Here is a 15,923-nt window from a genome sequence, read left to right as displayed (position 1 = left end):
GACCGCTGGCTGCAAGAGCGTCAAGAACTGGTGAACGCCTACGCCGCCATCAACAGTTCGCCGCAAGCGCCAAGCGCCAATGCCGGGGCTCTGCAGAGTTTCTGTGAAGTCCTCGTCGACTATGTGTCAGCCGGGCACTTCGAGGTCTACGAACAGTTGACCAGCGAAGCCAAGGCTTTCGGCGACCAGCGCGGCCTCGATCTGGCCAAGCAGATCTACCCACGCATCGAAGCGATCACCGAAGTGGCATTGGCCTTCAATGACCGCTGCGATAACGGCGATTGTCACGACTCTGTCTCGTTGATCGATGAGCTGAAACGACTCGGGCAGTTGCTGCACGAACGTTTCGAGCTGGAAGACTGCCTGATCGAAGTCCTGCATAACGCCCACCAAGAGCAGGGTACTCCGGCCCTCTAAGCGCTAGTCCCGGGTGTCGAGCAGCTCCAGCTCGAACACCAGGGGCGAGTAAGGCGGAATCACATCGCCTGCGCCTTCTTCGCCATAGGCCTCGGCGGACGGAATCACCAGACGCCATTGCGCACCCACCGGCATCTCCAGCAGGGCGCTGCGCCATCCGGCGATCACACTGTCCAACCGAAACCACTGCGCACTTTGGCTCTCGTCGAACTGGCTGCCGTCGGCCAGCTGGCCGACATAGCGCACCTGCACGCTGCTTTTTGTCTGGGGTTTAGGGCCGTGGCCCGGGCGTATTTCCTGCATCAGCACGCCATTGCGCAAGACGCGCACTCCCGGCTTGGCTTTTTCCTGGGCGAGAAAGTGCTGCTCCGCCGCTATGGCCTTCTCGATTTTTTCCGGGGCGCTGGCGAGCCGGGCTTCGTGCTCGGCCAGGAGGCTTTCGATGCGCTGCGCATCCAGCGCCAGCGGCTCATCGCGATAGGCCTGCTGCAGGCCGTCGAGCAGTGCTTGCAGCTCCAGGTCCGGCACCTCGTCGCGTAGCCGCTCGCCCAGGCGCACACCCAGGCTATAGGCCAAATCGTGGGCGTGTTCTTCGGCCTGGGCGAGCGGCGCGATTAGGCAGAAGAATAAAATGAGAAGGCGCGGCATAGGTGTTCTCCAGCCAAAGGTGGGTTGATTATGCCAGGCATGGGCGTGGGCTCAATGCGTGAGGTAGCGACGTGGGAGGCAGGAGGTCTAGTATGACCGGCATCTTCATCCGCCAGGAGGCGCGTCATGTCGGCTACAAAAAACCCAAAGAAGAAGTCGGTCAGTACCCCGCTGCATTTGCTGCAGCAACTTTCCAGCAGCCTGCTCGAGCATCTCGAGGATGCCTGCACCCGGGCCTTGGTCGATGCCGAGAAGCTGCTCGCCAAGCTGGAAAAACAGCGCGGCAAAGCCCAGGAAAATCTGCACAAGGCGCGCAGCCAACTGCAAGACGCCGCCGTAGCGGGCAAAGCCAAGGCTCTGGCCAAAGCCAAGGAGGTGGTGGCTGAACTTGAGGAGCTGCTCGATGCCCTCAAGGATCGGCAAAGCGAAACCCGCAGCTATATCGCCGGGCTCAAACGCGACGCCCAGGAAAGCCTGAAGCTGGCCCAAGGTATAGGCAAGGTCAAAGAAGCCGTAAGCAAGGCCCTGGATAGCCGTACGGCCAAGGCCGCCATGCTTAAGTCTGCGGCCAAGCCCGTTGCGGCTAAGGCACCGGCTAAAGCGCCAGCCAGCAAGGTCGCGGCCAAGCCTGCCGCCAAGGCGCCGGCCAAAGCGGCGGCCAAACCAGTGGCCAAACCAGTGGCGGCTAGCCCGGCCAGCAAAGCGCCGGCCAAACCGGCCACTAGCGCCAAGCCAGTAGCGCCTAAGTCGGCAGCCAAGCCGGCGGCGGCTAAGGCGCCGGCGAGCAAGGCGGCCAGCAAGCCAGCGGCTAAACCCGCCGCTAAAGCGGCAGCCAAGCCAGCGGCGAAAAAACCGGCGACCAAAGCTGTTGCCGCCAAGCCGGCTGCGGACAAGGCGCCGCTCGCCGAGTCCGCTGCACCTGCCGCAAGCGGCAATGGCAGCACGCCGCCAAACGCGGGCTAAACCTGCATGCAAGCCGCCGCGACGCGCAGCACCTGCAGCGCGTCATGGCTTGCTCCTTCAGGTGTCAGCTGTTCTAGCCAGTCACCTCGCTCCGCTGCAGCCGCGCTCGGCCAGTCCTGGCTGATAGCGGCCAGGCGCTGCAGCAGTTCCCGTTCGGCCGACAGCTCGAGTCGTTTGACCTGCTCGCGCAGCTGCGCCAGGGCCTTATCGCTCTGGGCTGGGGCGCGCCAGCCTTGCCGCAGTTGCCTGAGCGGCAGCACCACCTGTTCCTGCCAGGGCCGCGCCAGGCTGCGCAAGACGTCGCAGCGCTGATCGCTGCAGGCAGCCTGGCGCCGGTCGAGCCAGGCCGCGCAGAGCAGCAGACAGATATCCGCGCCCTGTTCTTGCAGTTGCAGGCAGGCGGCTTCGACGCCTGGGCGTTGGTAGAGCTCTTCGGCGAATCGCCACAGGTCAGTGGGCATGGTGCTTTCCGGATTTCTCAAGGGGGACTCTGGTAGACTCCGCCGCCATTATGATCCGACTCCAGAACCTGACTTTACAGCGTGGCCCTCAGCGTCTGCTAGAAGACGCCGAGATGACCCTGCATCCCGGCCATAAAGCCGGCCTGATCGGTGCCAACGGCGCCGGCAAATCCAGCCTGTTCGCCCTGCTGCGCGGCGAGCTCAGCGCGGATGCGGGCGACTGCCTGATTCCCGCCGACTGGCGCATTGCCCATATGCGCCAGGAGATCGACGCGGTCGAGCGCCAGGCGGTGGATTATGTGCTCGATGGCGACCTGCAGCTGCGCAAGGTGCAAGCCGAACTGGCCGTGGCCGAGGCCGCCCATGACGGCGCGTCTATTGCCCGCCTGCATACCGAACTGGACAACCTCGACGGCTACAGCGCCGACGCCCGTGCGCGCAAGTTGCTCGCCGGCCTGGGCTTCGACAGTGCGCAGATGGATCGCCGCGTTGGCGACTTCTCCGGCGGCTGGCGCATGCGCCTGAACCTGGCGCAGGCGTTGATGTGCCCGTCCGACCTGCTGCTGCTCGACGAGCCGACCAACCACCTGGACCTGGACGCGATCCTCTGGCTGGAGGGCTGGCTGCAGAGTTATCCCGGCACCTTGCTGCTGATTTCCCATGACCGCGATTTCCTCGATGCGGTGGTCGATCACGTCGCCCACGTCGAGCAGCGCAAGCTGACCCTATACCGCGGCGGTTATTCGGCCTTCGAACGCACCCGCGCCGAGCGCCTGGCCCAGCAGCAGCAGGCGTTCGAGAAGCAGCAGGTGCAACGCGCGCATATGGAGAAATACATTGCCCGCTTCAAGGCCCAGGCGACCAAGGCGCGCCAGGCGCAGAGCCGGATCAAGGCGCTGGAACGCATGGAGGAGCTGTCCGCCGCCCATGTCGATTCGCCCTTCGATTTCAGCTTCCGCGAGGCCGATAAGATTTCCAGCCCGCTGCTGGATCTCAGCGAAGGCCGTCTCGGTTATGGCGACAAGGTGGTGCTGGAGCAGGTCAAGTTGCAGCTGACCCCCGGTGCGCGCCTGGGCCTGCTCGGGCCGAACGGCGCGGGCAAGTCGACCCTGATCAAGAACCTCGCCGGCGAGCTACAACCCATCAGTGGCCGCCTGCAGCGTGGCGAAAACCTGGTGGTCGGCTACTTCGCCCAGCATCAGCTCGACGCCCTGGACGATAAGGCCAGCCCGCTGCTGCACTTCCAGCGCCTGGCGCCCAGCGAGCGCGAACAGACCCTGCGCGACTTTCTCGGCGGTTTCGATTTCCGTGGCCCGCGTTGCGACGAGCCGGTGCTGAATTTCTCCGGTGGCGAAAAGGCCCGCCTGGCCCTGGCGCTGATCGCCTGGGGCAAGCCCAACCTGCTGCTGCTGGACGAACCGACCAACCACCTCGACCTGGAAATGCGCCTGGCCCTGACCATGGCCCTGCAGGAATTCAGCGGCGCCGTGGTGGTGGTGTCCCACGATCGGCATCTGCTGAAAAGCACCACCGATGAGTTCCTCCTGGTCGCCGATGGCCGGGTGCAGGCGTTCGACGGTGACCTGGAAGACTACGCGCGCTGGCTGGTGGATTACCGCGTGCGCCAGGCGCCGCAAAGTAGCGCCGAGAGCAATCCGGATAAGACCGACAAGCGCGCCCAGCGTCAGGCCGCCGCCGCGTTGCGCCAGCAACTGGCGCCGCTCAAGCGCGAAGCCGACAAGCTGGAAAAGGAGCTCGGCCAGTTGCATGAAAAGCTCGCCGCGGTGGAAGTCCGCCTGGGCGACGCTGGGCTGTATGAGGCCGCGCGCAAGGACGAATTGCGCGATGCCCTGGCCGAGCAGGCCAAGTTGAAAAGCCGCGAAGGCGATCTGGAAGAGCGCTGGTTGCACGCCCTGGAAACCCTCGAGGCTCTACAGGCCGAACTGGAAGCCGCCAGCTGAAGGGCGCTCCAAGCTGCTTGAGCGGGGTGGGCGAGCCGGGCAACAAGGGGTAGGCTAATCGGCCTGCCCCTTTTGCTTTAGCAGCCCTTTATTACTCCGCTGGAGGTATCCGCCATGGCACTCGAAACCTGGCTCGCGTTCTTTGTCGCTTGTTGGCTGATCAGCCTGTCGCCTGGGGCTGGGGCCATTGCCTCGATGTCCGCCGGGTTGCAATACGGCTTCTGGCGCGGTTACTGGAACGCCCTGGGTTTGCAGCTGGGTTTGGCCCTGCAAATCGCCATAGTCGCCGCCGGAGTCGGGGCGATTCTGGCGGCCTCTGAGTTGGCCTTCAGCCTGATCAAGTGGTTCGGCGTGGTCTATCTGGTCTACCTCGGCTATCGCCAGTGGCAGGCCCTGCCCAGCGCTATGACGGCACAAACCGAGCGCCCCCTGGGACGGCCGTTGACCCTGGTGCTGCGCGGCTTTCTGGTCAACTTCAGCAACCCCAAGGCCATCGTCTTTATGCTCGCGGTGCTGCCGCAGTTCCTCAATCCGCAAGCACCGCTGCTGGCGCAGTACCTGTTGATGGGCGTGACCATGATCTGCGTCGACCTGATCGTCATGGCCGGCTACACCGGCCTGGCCGTGCGGGTGCTGCGTGCCCTGAGTTCGCCGCGCCAGCAGCGCATCATGAATCGTAGTTTCGGCGTGCTGTTTGTCGGCGCCGCCGCCCTGTTGGCCACGGTACGGCGGGCGACGGCTTGAGCATGGCGGCGCTGGCGAACGCATACCGGGTTAACCAGGGAAATATCTAGATGCGCGTATGGATAGATGCCGACGCCTGCCCCAAGGCGGCCAAGGAGCTGGTGGTCAAGTTTGCCCTGAAGCGCAGTTTCGAGGTGCTGCTGGTGGCAGGCCAGGCGCAGATCAAGCCGGCCTATGCCTGCGTGCGGCTGATCGTGGTGCCCAGCGGCCCGGATGCGGCCGACGATTATCTGGTCGAGCACGCGCAGCCCGGCGAGCTGGTGATCTGCAGCGATGTACCGCTGGCCGACCGTCTGGTCAAGAAGGGCGTGGCGGCCCTGGATCCGCGGGGCCGCGAGTTCGATGAACGCAATATGGGTGACAAGCTGGCGGTGCGTAACCTGTTTACCGAGTTGCGCGAACAGGGGCAGATCGGTGGCGGTCAGGGCCCTTATGCCGAGCGCGACAAGCAGGCCTTCGCCAATTCCCTGGATCGCATCCTTACCCGCCTGCTGCGCGGCTAGGCCTACGCATCGACCCAGGCAATGGAGTTACCCGCAGAGATAGGTGCCGGTACCCACGGCCACCAGGGTACCGTCATCGCTGTGCAATTCGCTGCGCACCACCGCTACCTTATTGCCCGAACGCAGCAACACTGCGGTGGCGGTAAAGCGCTGTCCGCGGCCGGGGCGCAGGTAGTCGACGCGCAGGTCGATGGTGCCGAGCTTGGACAGCCGCGCCATGCGTTCGGCGCTGGCCAGGTGCTGGTGCTTGTCGAAGGCGCCGATCAGCGCCATGGCGCCACCGGCCACATCCAGCAGCGAGGAAATCACCCCGCCATGCAGGATGCCCTGGACGAAGTTGCCGATCAGCTCGGGCTTCATCGGCAGGTGCATGGTCACCCGCTGCGCGCTGAGTTCATCCAGCTCGATGCCGAGCATCTGGTTAAACGGAATGCGTTGGAAGAACAGGCTGACCGCCTGCTGCAGTTCGGCGTTGAGTTCGAAGGGTTGGTTGGTCATAAGGGCTGGGCCTGTACGGGTATGGGTTCAAACTGCCGCACTGTCGCCGGCCTGACCAGAGGCGCGGCCGGTGTGCCGCGCGCATTGGCACGATTGACTTGATTAGGACCTGATTGGGGGCTGATCAGATCTGGGTCTCAAGCCGGGTGGCTGAGTTCAAGCACTCTATCCACCAGCTTATTGATCCCCGAAGCGGCTTCGCTGATCGACTGGGCGAGCATATAGGCCGGTGTGGTCACCAGCTTGCGCGCCGGGTCTTCGACTATTTCGCTGACTTCGCACTCGTGGTGCACGGCGCCCATCTGCACCAGGGCCGCGGCGGTTTCGTGGTCTTTGCCTATGGAGCAGATCACCCCGTTGCCGAAGATCTTCGCCGCCAGCGCCGGGGCTATGCAGATCAGGCCGAGCGGCTTGCCGGCTTTGACGAAGGCCTGGGCAGCGCTCAGCACATCGGGCTGTACCGTGCAGTTGGCGCCGCTGATGGCGAAGTCGGAGAGGTTCTTCGCCACGCCGAAGCCACCGGGCAGGATCAGCGCGTCGAAGTCGCCGACGTGCAGTTCCTTGACGTCCTTGATCTGGCCGCGGGCGATGCGCGCGGACTCGACCAGTACATTGCGCGAGTCGTCCATCTCATCGCCGCTGTAATGGTCGACCACATGCAGCTGCGGCACGTTGGGGGCAAAGCACTGCACCTGGGCGCCACGCTGGTCGAGGCGCAACAGGGTGATCACGCTTTCATGGATTTCCGCGCCGTCGTAGACACCACAGCCGGAAAGAATCACCGCGACTTTCTTGTTCATCCACTTCTCCTGATTGCTAAGCCCTGTCTATTTACATTGTGGCTTATTGGCTGTCGCCATATGCCGCCCAGGTTGGCATGCAGCGCCGCGAGGATGGCGGGCGACCGGGCTAGGATTCCTTTAGCAATCCTAGCCGCACAACGATATGGCGACACTATGAATTACATCCTCTATGCCGTGCCCTTTTTCTTGCTGCTGATCGTCCTGGAGCTGTTGGCCGACCGCTGGCGTGGCATCAGCAACTACCGCCTGGCCGATGCGCTCAACAGCCTGAGCGCCGGGGTGCTGTCGACCACCAGTGGTTTGCTGACTAAGGCGGTTGGCCTGTTCAGCTACACCCTGGCCTGGCAGCAGTTGGCGTTGTTCGAGCTGTCCGCCGAGAGCCTGTGGATCTGGGGCTTGGCCTTTGTCTTGTATGACTTCTGCTACTACTGGAACCATCGCCTGGGCCATGAGCGCAATGTGCTGTGGGCGGCGCACTCGGTGCATCATCAGAGCGAGGACTACAACCTCTCCACCGCGCTGCGCCAGAGCAGCACGGGCTTTCTGTTCGGCTGGCTCTTCTATCTGCCGATGGCCTTGCTCGGGGTGCCGCCGCTGGTGTTTCTCAGCGTGGCGGCGCTCAACCTGCTCTATCAATTCTGGGTGCATACCCGCCATGTGCCCAAGCTGGGCTGGTTCGAATGGCTATTTATCACGCCGTCCAATCATCGCGTGCACCATGCGCAGAACGCTATTTATATGGATCGCAATTACGGCGGCGTGTTTATTGTCTGGGACCGTCTGTTCGGCAGCTTCCAGGAAGAGCTGGACGAGCATCCGGTGATCTTCGGCGTGACCACGCCGCTGGCCAGCTGGAACCCGTTGTGGGCCAACCTGCAGTTCTATATGGCGCTGTGGCACGACGCCGTGCGCGCCGAGTCCTGGTGGGACAAGTTGCGCATCTGGTTTATGCGCACCGGCTGGCGCCCGGCCGATGTGGCGGCGCAATACCCACAGGGCAAGGTGGACCTCGGCCAGTTCGGCAAATTCGAGGTGCCCCTAAGCCGGGCGCAGAAGCGCTATGCGCTCGCGCAGTTCAGTCTCTATGCAGTGATCGGTACCGGCCTGCTGGCCTGGGGCGAGAACCTCGATTGGCCGGCGCGGCTGCTTGGCCTGGCCTGGATGGCCTTCGGCCTCTATGTGATCGGCGTCTGGCTGGAAAACCGCCCGCTGGCCAAGCGTCTGGAATTGCTGCGCCTGCTGCTTAATCTGCCAGGGGCCTGGCTGGCGCTGCAGCTTGGCTTGCTGCCGGCGCAAGTGCTGGTTTGGCCGCTGTTGCTGGGCTACAGCCTGCTCAGTGTGGCGGCGCTGTGTTGCATGCCGCGCGCCCAGTCGGCAGTGCCGGCCTGCTAGGAGCCTGTCCGAGAATGCGGATTTTTGTAGGTTGGGCTGAGCTCCGCGAAGCCCAGCATGCTGATTTTGTTGGGCTTCGTTCCTCAGCGCCAACCTACAATTGGCAGCCAATGGCTATTCTCGGACAGGCTCCTAGACCTTGGCCGTATTCCTGCTATGTGCTGAGGGTTATTCTGCGTGGGTTGAGGGTAAAGCGGCCGCAGCGCTGTCGTGCGCCGTCATACTTTGGTCATAATGACTGCTTATAACTGTCACACTCGCCCGTGCTTGCGGGCTCTGGAGTCTGTCGTGAGCTTTACCCCCGCCAACCGCCTGTTCCCCGCCACCCGCCTGCGCCGTAACCGCCGCGATGAGTTCTCCCGGCGCCTGGTGCGCGAGCACCGCTTGAGCGTCGATGACCTGATCCTGCCGGTGTTCGTGCTGGACGGCGAAAACCGCCGCGAGGCGATCGCCTCCATGCCCGGCGTCGAGCGCCTGTCCATCGACCTGCTGCTGCAGGAAGCGGAGAAATGGGTGGCCCTGGGTATTCCGGCGCTGGCGCTGTTTCCGGTAACGCCGCTGGAGAAGAAATCTCTGCTCGGCGAAGAGGCCTGGAATCCTGAGGGCATCGCCCAGCGCGCGATTCGCGCCCTGCGCGCGAAGTTCCCGGAGCTGGGGGTGATCAGCGACGTGGCCCTGGACCCTTTTACCACCCATGGTCAGGACGGCATCCTCGATGAGTCCGGCTATGTGCAGAACGACATCACCGTCGATGCCCTGGTCAAGCAGGCGCTGTCCCATGCCGCCGCCGGTGCCCAGGTGGTCGCGCCCTCGGACATGATGGACGGCCGCGTGCAGGCGATCCGCGAAGCGCTTGAGCTGGCCGACCATAACAACGTGCGCATCATGGCCTACTCGGCCAAGTACGCCAGCGCCTACTACGGCCCGTTCCGCGACGCGGTGGGCTCGGCCGCCAACCTTGGCAAGGCCAACAAGGCCAGCTATCAGATGGACCCGGCCAATGGCGACGAAGCCCTGCACGAAGTGGCGGCGGATCTGGCCGAAGGCGCGGATATGGTGATGGTCAAACCGGGCATGCCCTACCTGGACATTCTCCAGCGGGTGAAAACGGAATTCCGCGTGCCGACCTTTGTCTATCAGGTCAGCGGCGAGTACGCCATGCATATGGCCGCGATCCAGAACGGTTGGCTGGGCGAGGCGGTGATACTGGAATCGCTGACGGCCTTTAAACGCGCGGGTGCCGATGGCATCCTGACTTATTTCGCCGTACGTGCGGCAGAACTGCTAAAGCAGGGGTAATCAAGCCCCCAGGACATTTGTGATGAACACCGAAGGACTCAGTATTAGCGAAGTGCAGGATGCCCAGCCGATGGTTGAGGAGGCGCTGGTCGTGGCGGAGCAAGCTGCTCCGGTTGAAGCTCCAGTGGCGGTGGTGCCGCCGCTGGTGATCCCCAATCTGGATGACAGTAGCCTGTATATCCACCGCGAACTGTCGCAGCTGAAATTCAATATCCGCGTGCTGGAGCAGGCGCTGGACGAGTCCTATCCGTTGTTGGAACGGCTGAAGTTCCTGCTGATTTTTTCCAGCAACCTCGATGAGTTCTTCGAGATACGCGTCGCCGGGCTGAAGAAACAGATCAACTTCGCCCGCGAGCAGGCCGGTGCCGATGGTTTGCAGCCGCACCAGGCGTTGGCGCGGATCGCCGAGCTGGTGCACGAGCAGGTCGAGCGGCAGTACGCCATTCTCAACGACAACCTGTTTCCGGCGTTGGCCAAGCACAATGTCAATTTCATCCGCCGGCGCTTCTGGACCACCAAGCTGAAGGCCTGGGTGCGCCGCTATTTCCGCGACGAGATCGCGCCGATCATCACCCCCATCGGCCTCGATCCGACGCATCCCTTCCCGTTGCTGGTGAACAAGAGTCTGAACTTTATCGTCGAGCTGGAAGGCGTCGACGCCTTCGGTCGCGATTCGGGGCTGGCGATCATCCCGGCGCCGCGCTTGCTGCCGCGGATCATCCGGGTGCCGGAAGAGGTTGGCGGGGCGGGGGACAACTATGTGTTCCTCTCCTCGATGATCCACGCCCACGCCGATGACCTGTTCCAGGGCATGAAGGTCAAGGGTTGCTACCAGTTCCGCCTGACCCGTAACGCCGACCTGTCGGTGGATACCGAGGACGTCGAAGACCTGGCCCGCGCCCTGCGCGGCGAGCTGCTGTCGCGGCGTTACGGCGATGCGGTGCGCCTGGAGGTGGTGGACACCTGCCCGCGGCCGCTGCTGGATTATCTGCTCAAGCAGTTCAGCCTGAGCGAGAGCGAGCTGTACCGGGTGGGCGGTCCGGTCAACCTGACCCGCCTGTTCGCCATCACCGGCCTGGACAGTCACCCGGAGCTGCAATACAAGCCCTTCACCCCGGTGATCCCCAAGCTGCTGCAGAACAGCGACAACCTGTTCGGCGTGATCAGCAAGCAGGACGTGCTGCTGTTGCACCCCTTCGAGTCCTTCACCCCGGTGGTCGACTTGCTGCGTCAGGCGGCGAAAGACCCCCATGTGCTGGCGATCAAGCAGACCCTGTATCGCAGCGGCGCCAACTCGGAGATAGTCGACGCCCTGGTGGACGCGGCGCGCAACGGCAAGGAAGTCACCGCGGTGATCGAGCTGCGCGCGCGTTTCGATGAGGAGTCCAACCTGCAGCTGGCCAGCCGCCTGCAGGCCGCCGGCGCGGTGGTGATCTATGGCGTGGTAGGCTTCAAGACCCACGCCAAGATGATGCTGATCCTGCGCCGCGAGAGCGGCGATATAGTGCGCTACGCCCACCTCGGCACCGGCAACTACCACGCCGGCAATGCCAGGCTGTACACCGACTACAGCCTGCTCACCGCCGACGCGGCGCTGTGCGAGGACGTGTCCAAGCTGTTCAGCCAGCTGATCGGCATGGGCAAGACCCTGCGCATGAAAAAGCTCTTGCATGCGCCCTTCACCCTGAAGAAGGCCCTGCTCGACCTGATCACCAAGGAAACCACCCTGGCCGCCGAAGGTAAGCCGGCGCATATCATCGCCAAGTTCAATTCCTTGACCGACCCGAAGATCATTCGCGCGCTGTACAAGGCCAGCCAGACCGGGGTGAAGATCGATCTGGTGGTGCGCGGCATGTGCTGCCTGCGCCCGGGCATTGTCGGCGTCTCGCACAATATCCAGGTGCGCTCGATCATCGGCCGCTTCCTCGAGCACACCCGGGTGTTCTACTTCCTCAATGGCGGCGAGGAGAAGATCTACCTGTCCAGCGCCGACTGGATGGAGCGCAACCTCGACAAACGCGTCGAGACCTGCTTCCCGGTGGAGGGCAAGAAGCTGATTTTGCGGGTGAAGAGGGAGCTGGAAGTCTACCTGACCGACAACACCCAGAGCTGGGTGCTGCAGCCGGACGGGCGTTATCTGCGTTGCAGCCCAACCGGCAATCAGAACCCGCGCAGCGCTCAGGCGGGTCTGCTGGAGAAGCTGACCGCGCCCCTGATCAGCGTACGATAAAGGCTGCTTGCAGCCATCTGATGACTCTCTCCCATTTTATGGGAGAGGGTGCCCAAAGGGCGGGAGAGGGGGAGCGTCAGCGCACGCTCAGTTCGATACCGACGCGCTTGAGCCATTCCGCTTCCTGGGTGAAATCCGCCTGGGTCAGCGGATTGGCTTGCAGCCAACCCTCGGGGAAGTGGATTTCCAGGCTCTGCCCGGCGACCTTGAGCTGCACGTTGGGCATTTCCTGGCTGCCGCGGATATGGTGGAACAGGATGGCAAAGCGCAGCAGCACGCACAGGCGGACCAGCTTGATCCCCTCTGCGCCGAACTCGGCGAACTTGTCCTTGGGAATATTGCGCCGGTGGCCGCGTACCAGCAGGGCCAGCATCTGCTGGTCCTGGCGCGAGAAGCCGGACAGGTCGGAGTGTTCGATCAGGTAGGCACCGTGCTTGTGGTACTGATAGTGGGCGATATCCAGGCCGATTTCGTGCACCCGGGCGGCCCACAGCAGCAGCTCGCGGTGCCAGTCGTCCTGCAGTTGCCAATCCTCGGCGACTTTCTCCAGGGCCGACAGCGCCTTGCTTTCGACCCGCGCGGCCTGTTCCAGATCGACGTGATAACGCTCCAGCAGCGAGCCGAGGGTGCGTTCGCGCACGTCTTCATGCTGGTGGCGGCCGAGCAGGTCATACAGCACGCCCTCACGCAGCGCGCCCTCGGAGTGACTCATGCGCTGCAGGTCGCAGGCGTCGAAGATGGCTTCGAGTATGGCCAGGCCGGCCGGGAAGATGCTGCGGCGATCGGCCTTGATACCGTCGAGGTCGAGCTTTTCCGCCTCGCCTATCTTGAACAACTTGCGTTTCAGCCAGGCCAGCCCCTGTGGATTGACCTCGCCGTTGCCCAGGCCGGCGGCCTGAATGGCCAGGCCGATGGCCTTGATGGTGCCCGAAGCGCCGACCGCATCTTCCCAACCCAGGCGGCGCAGGGCGTGCTCTATGGTCATCAGCTCCAGGCGCGCGGCCGTGTAGGCCTGGGCGTAGCGCGCCGGGGTGATCTTGCCGTCCTTGAAGAAACGCTGGGTAAAGCTCACGCAGCCCATCTGCAGGCTCTCGCGTAATAAGGGCTCGAAGCGTTGGCCGATCACGAACTCGGTGCTGCCGCCGCCGATATCGGTCACCAGGCGCTTGCCTGGGGTGTCGGCGATGCTGTGGGATACGCCGAGGTAGATCAGGCGTGCTTCTTCGCGGCCGGAAATCACCTCCACCGGGTGGCCGAGTATGGCTTCGGCGCGGTGGATAAAGTCGGCGCGGTTGCGCGCTTCGCGCAGGGCATTGGTGCCGACTATGCGCACCGCGCCATCCGGCAGGCTGGCGGTCAGCTGGGCGAAACGACGCAGGCAGTCGAGCCCGCGCAGCATGGCCTCTTCGCTGAGCAGGCGCTGCTCGTCGATGCCGGCGGCCAATTGCACCTTGTCGCCGAGGCGTTCGAGGATGCGCAGCTCGCCATGGTCGGCTTTGGCCAGCACCATGTGGAAGCTGTTGGAGCCCAGATCGATGGCTGCAATCAAAGGGAAAGACTCTGCAGGGGTATGCGGCATGACGGAGACGACTCGCTACGGAACCGGGCCATCGTGCCACGATAGGCAGGCCTCGCCAACGCATACTAGTGTCGCAGGGGCCTGTCCGGGCTCGCCCATGCCCGCCAGGCGCCGCCGTGCAAGGGCCGGCGGGCCGAGCAGTGGGGCGCGCTCAGGGCAGTATTCGCCGCGTCTGATTAGGCCGGCAGCGCAAAGCCATAGAGAAGCTCAATGGCGCTTGCCTTCCTGTGCGGGGAAAGCCGGGCTATGATGTCGGCCATCTTTTGCTTCCGAACACGGAGACTTTCCATGAGCGAATTCATCACCAATGTCAGTGACGCCAGCTTCGATCAGGAGGTGATCCAGGCCGAAGGTCCGGTACTGGTCGACTACTGGGCTGAGTGGTGTGGCCCGTGCAAGATGATCGCGCCGGTTCTGGATGAGATCGCCCAGACCTACCAAGGCAAACTGAAAGTCTGCAAGCTGAACATCGACGAAAACCAGGACACCCCGCCGAAGTACGGCGTGCGTGGCATCCCGACCCTGATGCTGTTCAAGAACGGCAACGTCGAAGCCACCAAGGTCGGCGCTCTGTCCAAGTCGCAACTGGCGGCCTTCCTCGACAGCAATATCTAAGTTGCCCGCAAAGCCCCGTAAATCACGGGGCTTTTTTCTGTCTGAATGCTGGACGTGCCGCTAAAGCCGGTGTTACATTCGGCCTCGCTGCATTTCCTATGCAGCCCCCTGCAAGCCGTCGCCGACGGGTTCCTACGCGAATACCCTCGATACACGCAGGCGATCCAATCGCCTTCTCAGCGGCGCGGCCTCCCAAGCTAAATAGCTTATTTCCCCTCCTTCATGAATTACGTCATTCCTATGAATCTGACCGAACTCAAGCAAAAGCCGATCACCGAACTGCTGGAACTCGCCGAACAGATGGGCCTGGAAAACATGGCCCGTTCGCGCAAGCAGGACGTGATTTTCTCGCTGTTGAAAAAACACGCTAAAAGCGGTGAGGAAATCTCCGGTGATGGCGTGCTGGAGATTCTCCAGGACGGCTTCGGCTTCCTCCGTTCCGCGGATGCCTCGTATCTCGCCGGCCCCGACGACATCTACGTCTCGCCGAGCCAGATCCGCCGCTTCAACTTGCGCACCGGCGACACCATAGTCGGCAAGATCCGTCCGCCGAAAGAAGGCGAGCGTTATTTCGCGCTGCTCAAGGTCGATACCATCAACTACGACCGCCCGGAAAACGCCAAGAACAAGATTCTGTTCGAAAACCTGACGCCGCTGTTCCCCACCAAGCGTCTGGTCATGGAAGCCGGTAACGGCTCCACCGAAGACATTACCGCCCGCGTCATCGACCTCTGTGCGCCGATCGGCAAGGGTCAGCGTGGCCTGATCGTATCACCGCCGAAAGCCGGTAAGACCATCATGCTGCAGAACATCGCGGCGAACATCACACGCAACAACCCCGAGTGCCACCTGATCGTGCTGCTGATCGACGAGCGCCCGGAAGAAGTGACCGAGATGCAGCGCACCGTGCGCGGCGAAGTGGTCGCCTCCACCTTCGACGAACCGCCGACCCGCCACGTGCAGGTCGCCGAGATGGTGATCGAGAAGGCCAAGCGCCTGGTCGAGCACAAGAAGGACGTGGTCATCCTGCTCGACTCCATCACCCGTCTGGCGCGTGCCTACAACACCGTGATCCCGAGCTCCGGCAAGGTGCTCACCGGTGGTGTCGACGCCCACGCTCTGGAGAAGCCCAAGCGCTTCTTCGGCGCCGCGCGCAATATCGAGGAAGGCGGTTCGCTGACCATCATCGCCACCGCGCTGGTGGAAACCGGCTCGAAGATGGATGAGGTGATCTACGAAGAATTCAAGGGCACCGGCAATATGGAGCTGCCGCTGGATCGTCGTATCGCCGAGAAACGCGTATTCCCCGCGATCAACATCAACCGCTCGGGCACCCGCCGCGAAGAGCTGCTGACCGCCGAAGACGAGCTGCAGCGCATGTGGATTCTGCGCAAGCTGCTGCACCCGATGGACGAAATCGCCGCCATCGAGTTCCTGATCGACAAGCTGAAAGCGACCAAGACCAACGACGAGTTCTTTATGTCGATGAAGCGTAAGTAAGAGGATCTACTGCGAGCTGTGCAGGTGGTGCTGCCTTGCGCCTTGAGACCCACATGGATGTGGGAAATGCCGTTAACCGCAGGGAGCGGGTGCGGCCCTGACCTTCGCTCGCTACGATCCTAAACTTATGCATTCCACAAAAGCCGGGTAAGCCCGGCTTTTGTGCATCTGCGCGTTGTATCTACCTTCTGAAAGACCCACTTCGGCGCTAAACTTTGCGCCCTTATTTGCCCCGCCCGACACGAGGCTCAAACATGCAGTATCGCGACCTGCGCGACTTTATTCGCGGTCTGGAACAGCGCGGCGAACT

Annotated in this window: 15 protein-coding genes; 10 read left to right on the top strand and 5 right to left on the bottom strand. The window is 63.0% G+C overall.

The window, feature by feature from the left end; genetic code table 11:
- Nucleotides 1-417 (top strand): sigma D regulator (gene rsd / locus Q8Q83_RS15390; protein ID WP_305625003.1); only part of this gene is annotated, 417 nt, incomplete at its 5' end.
- Between the two features lie 3 nt (nucleotides 418-420).
- On the opposite strand, the gene Q8Q83_RS15385 is transcribed toward rsd, so the two are convergent.
- A complete protein-coding gene (locus Q8Q83_RS15385; RefSeq protein ID WP_305625002.1) occupies nucleotides 421-1,065 on the bottom strand; it encodes an FKBP-type peptidyl-prolyl cis-trans isomerase in 645 nt (214 codons plus the stop codon).
- 126 nt (nucleotides 1,066-1,191) lie between these two features.
- Between Q8Q83_RS15385 and Q8Q83_RS15380 the strand changes: the two genes are divergently transcribed.
- Nucleotides 1,192-2,028, top strand: coding sequence for an AlgP family protein (locus Q8Q83_RS15380; protein ID WP_371132419.1), 837 nt, complete (start codon nucleotides 1,192-1,194; stop codon nucleotides 2,026-2,028).
- On the opposite strand, the gene Q8Q83_RS15375 is transcribed toward Q8Q83_RS15380, so the two are convergent.
- Entirely contained in the window at nucleotides 2,025-2,489 is a 465-nt protein-coding gene (locus Q8Q83_RS15375) for a TIGR02444 family protein (protein ID WP_305625001.1), read from the bottom strand. The two genes, Q8Q83_RS15380 and Q8Q83_RS15375, sit on opposite strands and share 4 nt — an antisense overlap.
- A 50-nt stretch (nucleotides 2,490-2,539) precedes the next feature.
- Here Q8Q83_RS15375 and Q8Q83_RS15370 point away from each other — a divergent pair, with 50 nt between their 5' ends.
- From Q8Q83_RS15370 to Q8Q83_RS15360, 3 genes are all read left to right on the top strand, one after another.
- Nucleotides 2,540-4,450 carry an ATP-binding cassette domain-containing protein gene (locus tag Q8Q83_RS15370; RefSeq protein ID WP_305625000.1) on the top strand — a complete coding sequence of 637 codons (1,911 nt, stop codon included), beginning with the start codon at nucleotides 2,540-2,542 and terminating at the stop codon, nucleotides 4,448-4,450.
- Nucleotides 4,451-4,564: 114 nt separating this feature from the next.
- A complete protein-coding gene (locus tag Q8Q83_RS15365) occupies nucleotides 4,565-5,194 on the top strand; it encodes a LysE family transporter (RefSeq protein ID WP_305624999.1) in 630 nt (209 codons plus the stop codon).
- A gap of 50 nt (nucleotides 5,195-5,244) precedes the next feature.
- Entirely contained in the window at nucleotides 5,245-5,697 is a 453-nt protein-coding gene (locus Q8Q83_RS15360) for a YaiI/YqxD family protein (protein WP_305624998.1), read from the top strand.
- 27 nt (nucleotides 5,698-5,724) lie between these two features.
- Here Q8Q83_RS15360 and Q8Q83_RS15355 read toward each other — a convergent pair whose 3' ends face one another.
- Together Q8Q83_RS15355 and elbB are read right to left on the bottom strand one after the other, a co-directional pair.
- On the bottom strand, nucleotides 5,725-6,195 hold the full coding sequence (locus tag Q8Q83_RS15355) for a thioesterase family protein (protein ID WP_305624997.1): 471 nt from the start codon (nucleotides 6,193-6,195) through the stop codon (nucleotides 5,725-5,727).
- A gap of 137 nt (nucleotides 6,196-6,332) precedes the next feature.
- Nucleotides 6,333-6,995: an isoprenoid biosynthesis glyoxalase ElbB gene (gene elbB / locus Q8Q83_RS15350; RefSeq protein WP_305624996.1), complete on the bottom strand. Its 663-nt coding sequence runs from the start codon at nucleotides 6,993-6,995 to the stop codon at nucleotides 6,333-6,335.
- 156 nt (nucleotides 6,996-7,151) lie between these two features.
- On the opposite strand from elbB, the gene Q8Q83_RS15345 reads away from it, so the two are divergent.
- From Q8Q83_RS15345 to ppk1, 3 genes are all read left to right on the top strand, one after another.
- Nucleotides 7,152-8,390 carry a sterol desaturase family protein gene (locus tag Q8Q83_RS15345; RefSeq protein ID WP_305624995.1) on the top strand — a complete coding sequence of 413 codons (1,239 nt, stop codon included), beginning with the start codon at nucleotides 7,152-7,154 and terminating at the stop codon, nucleotides 8,388-8,390.
- A 288-nt stretch (nucleotides 8,391-8,678) separates the two neighbouring features.
- Entirely contained in the window at nucleotides 8,679-9,689 is a 1,011-nt protein-coding gene (gene hemB / locus Q8Q83_RS15340) for a porphobilinogen synthase (protein WP_305624994.1), read from the top strand.
- Between the two features lie 22 nt (nucleotides 9,690-9,711).
- Nucleotides 9,712-11,919: a polyphosphate kinase 1 gene (gene ppk1, locus Q8Q83_RS15335; RefSeq protein WP_305624993.1), complete on the top strand. Its 2,208-nt coding sequence runs from the start codon at nucleotides 9,712-9,714 to the stop codon at nucleotides 11,917-11,919.
- 76 nt (nucleotides 11,920-11,995) lie between these two features.
- Here ppk1 and ppx read toward each other — a convergent pair whose 3' ends face one another.
- Complete coding sequence (gene ppx / locus Q8Q83_RS15330; protein ID WP_305624992.1) at nucleotides 11,996-13,498, bottom strand: exopolyphosphatase; 1,503 nt, start codon at nucleotides 13,496-13,498, stop codon at nucleotides 11,996-11,998.
- A gap of 288 nt (nucleotides 13,499-13,786) precedes the next feature.
- Here ppx and trxA point away from each other — a divergent pair, with 288 nt between their 5' ends.
- Together trxA and rho are read left to right on the top strand one after the other, a co-directional pair.
- Entirely contained in the window at nucleotides 13,787-14,113 is a 327-nt protein-coding gene (trxA, locus tag Q8Q83_RS15325; protein ID WP_213639772.1) for a thioredoxin TrxA, read from the top strand.
- 240 nt (nucleotides 14,114-14,353) lie between these two features.
- Nucleotides 14,354-15,613, top strand: coding sequence for a transcription termination factor Rho (gene rho / locus Q8Q83_RS15320; RefSeq protein WP_305624991.1), 1,260 nt, complete (start codon nucleotides 14,354-14,356; stop codon nucleotides 15,611-15,613).
- Nucleotides 15,614-15,923: the final 310 nt, after the last annotated feature.

Source organism: Pseudomonas sp. (assembly GCF_030696055.1).
Classification (GTDB): Bacteria; Pseudomonadota; Gammaproteobacteria; order Pseudomonadales; family Pseudomonadaceae; genus Aquipseudomonas.
This window is presented reverse-complemented; position numbering and strand designations above follow the sequence as displayed.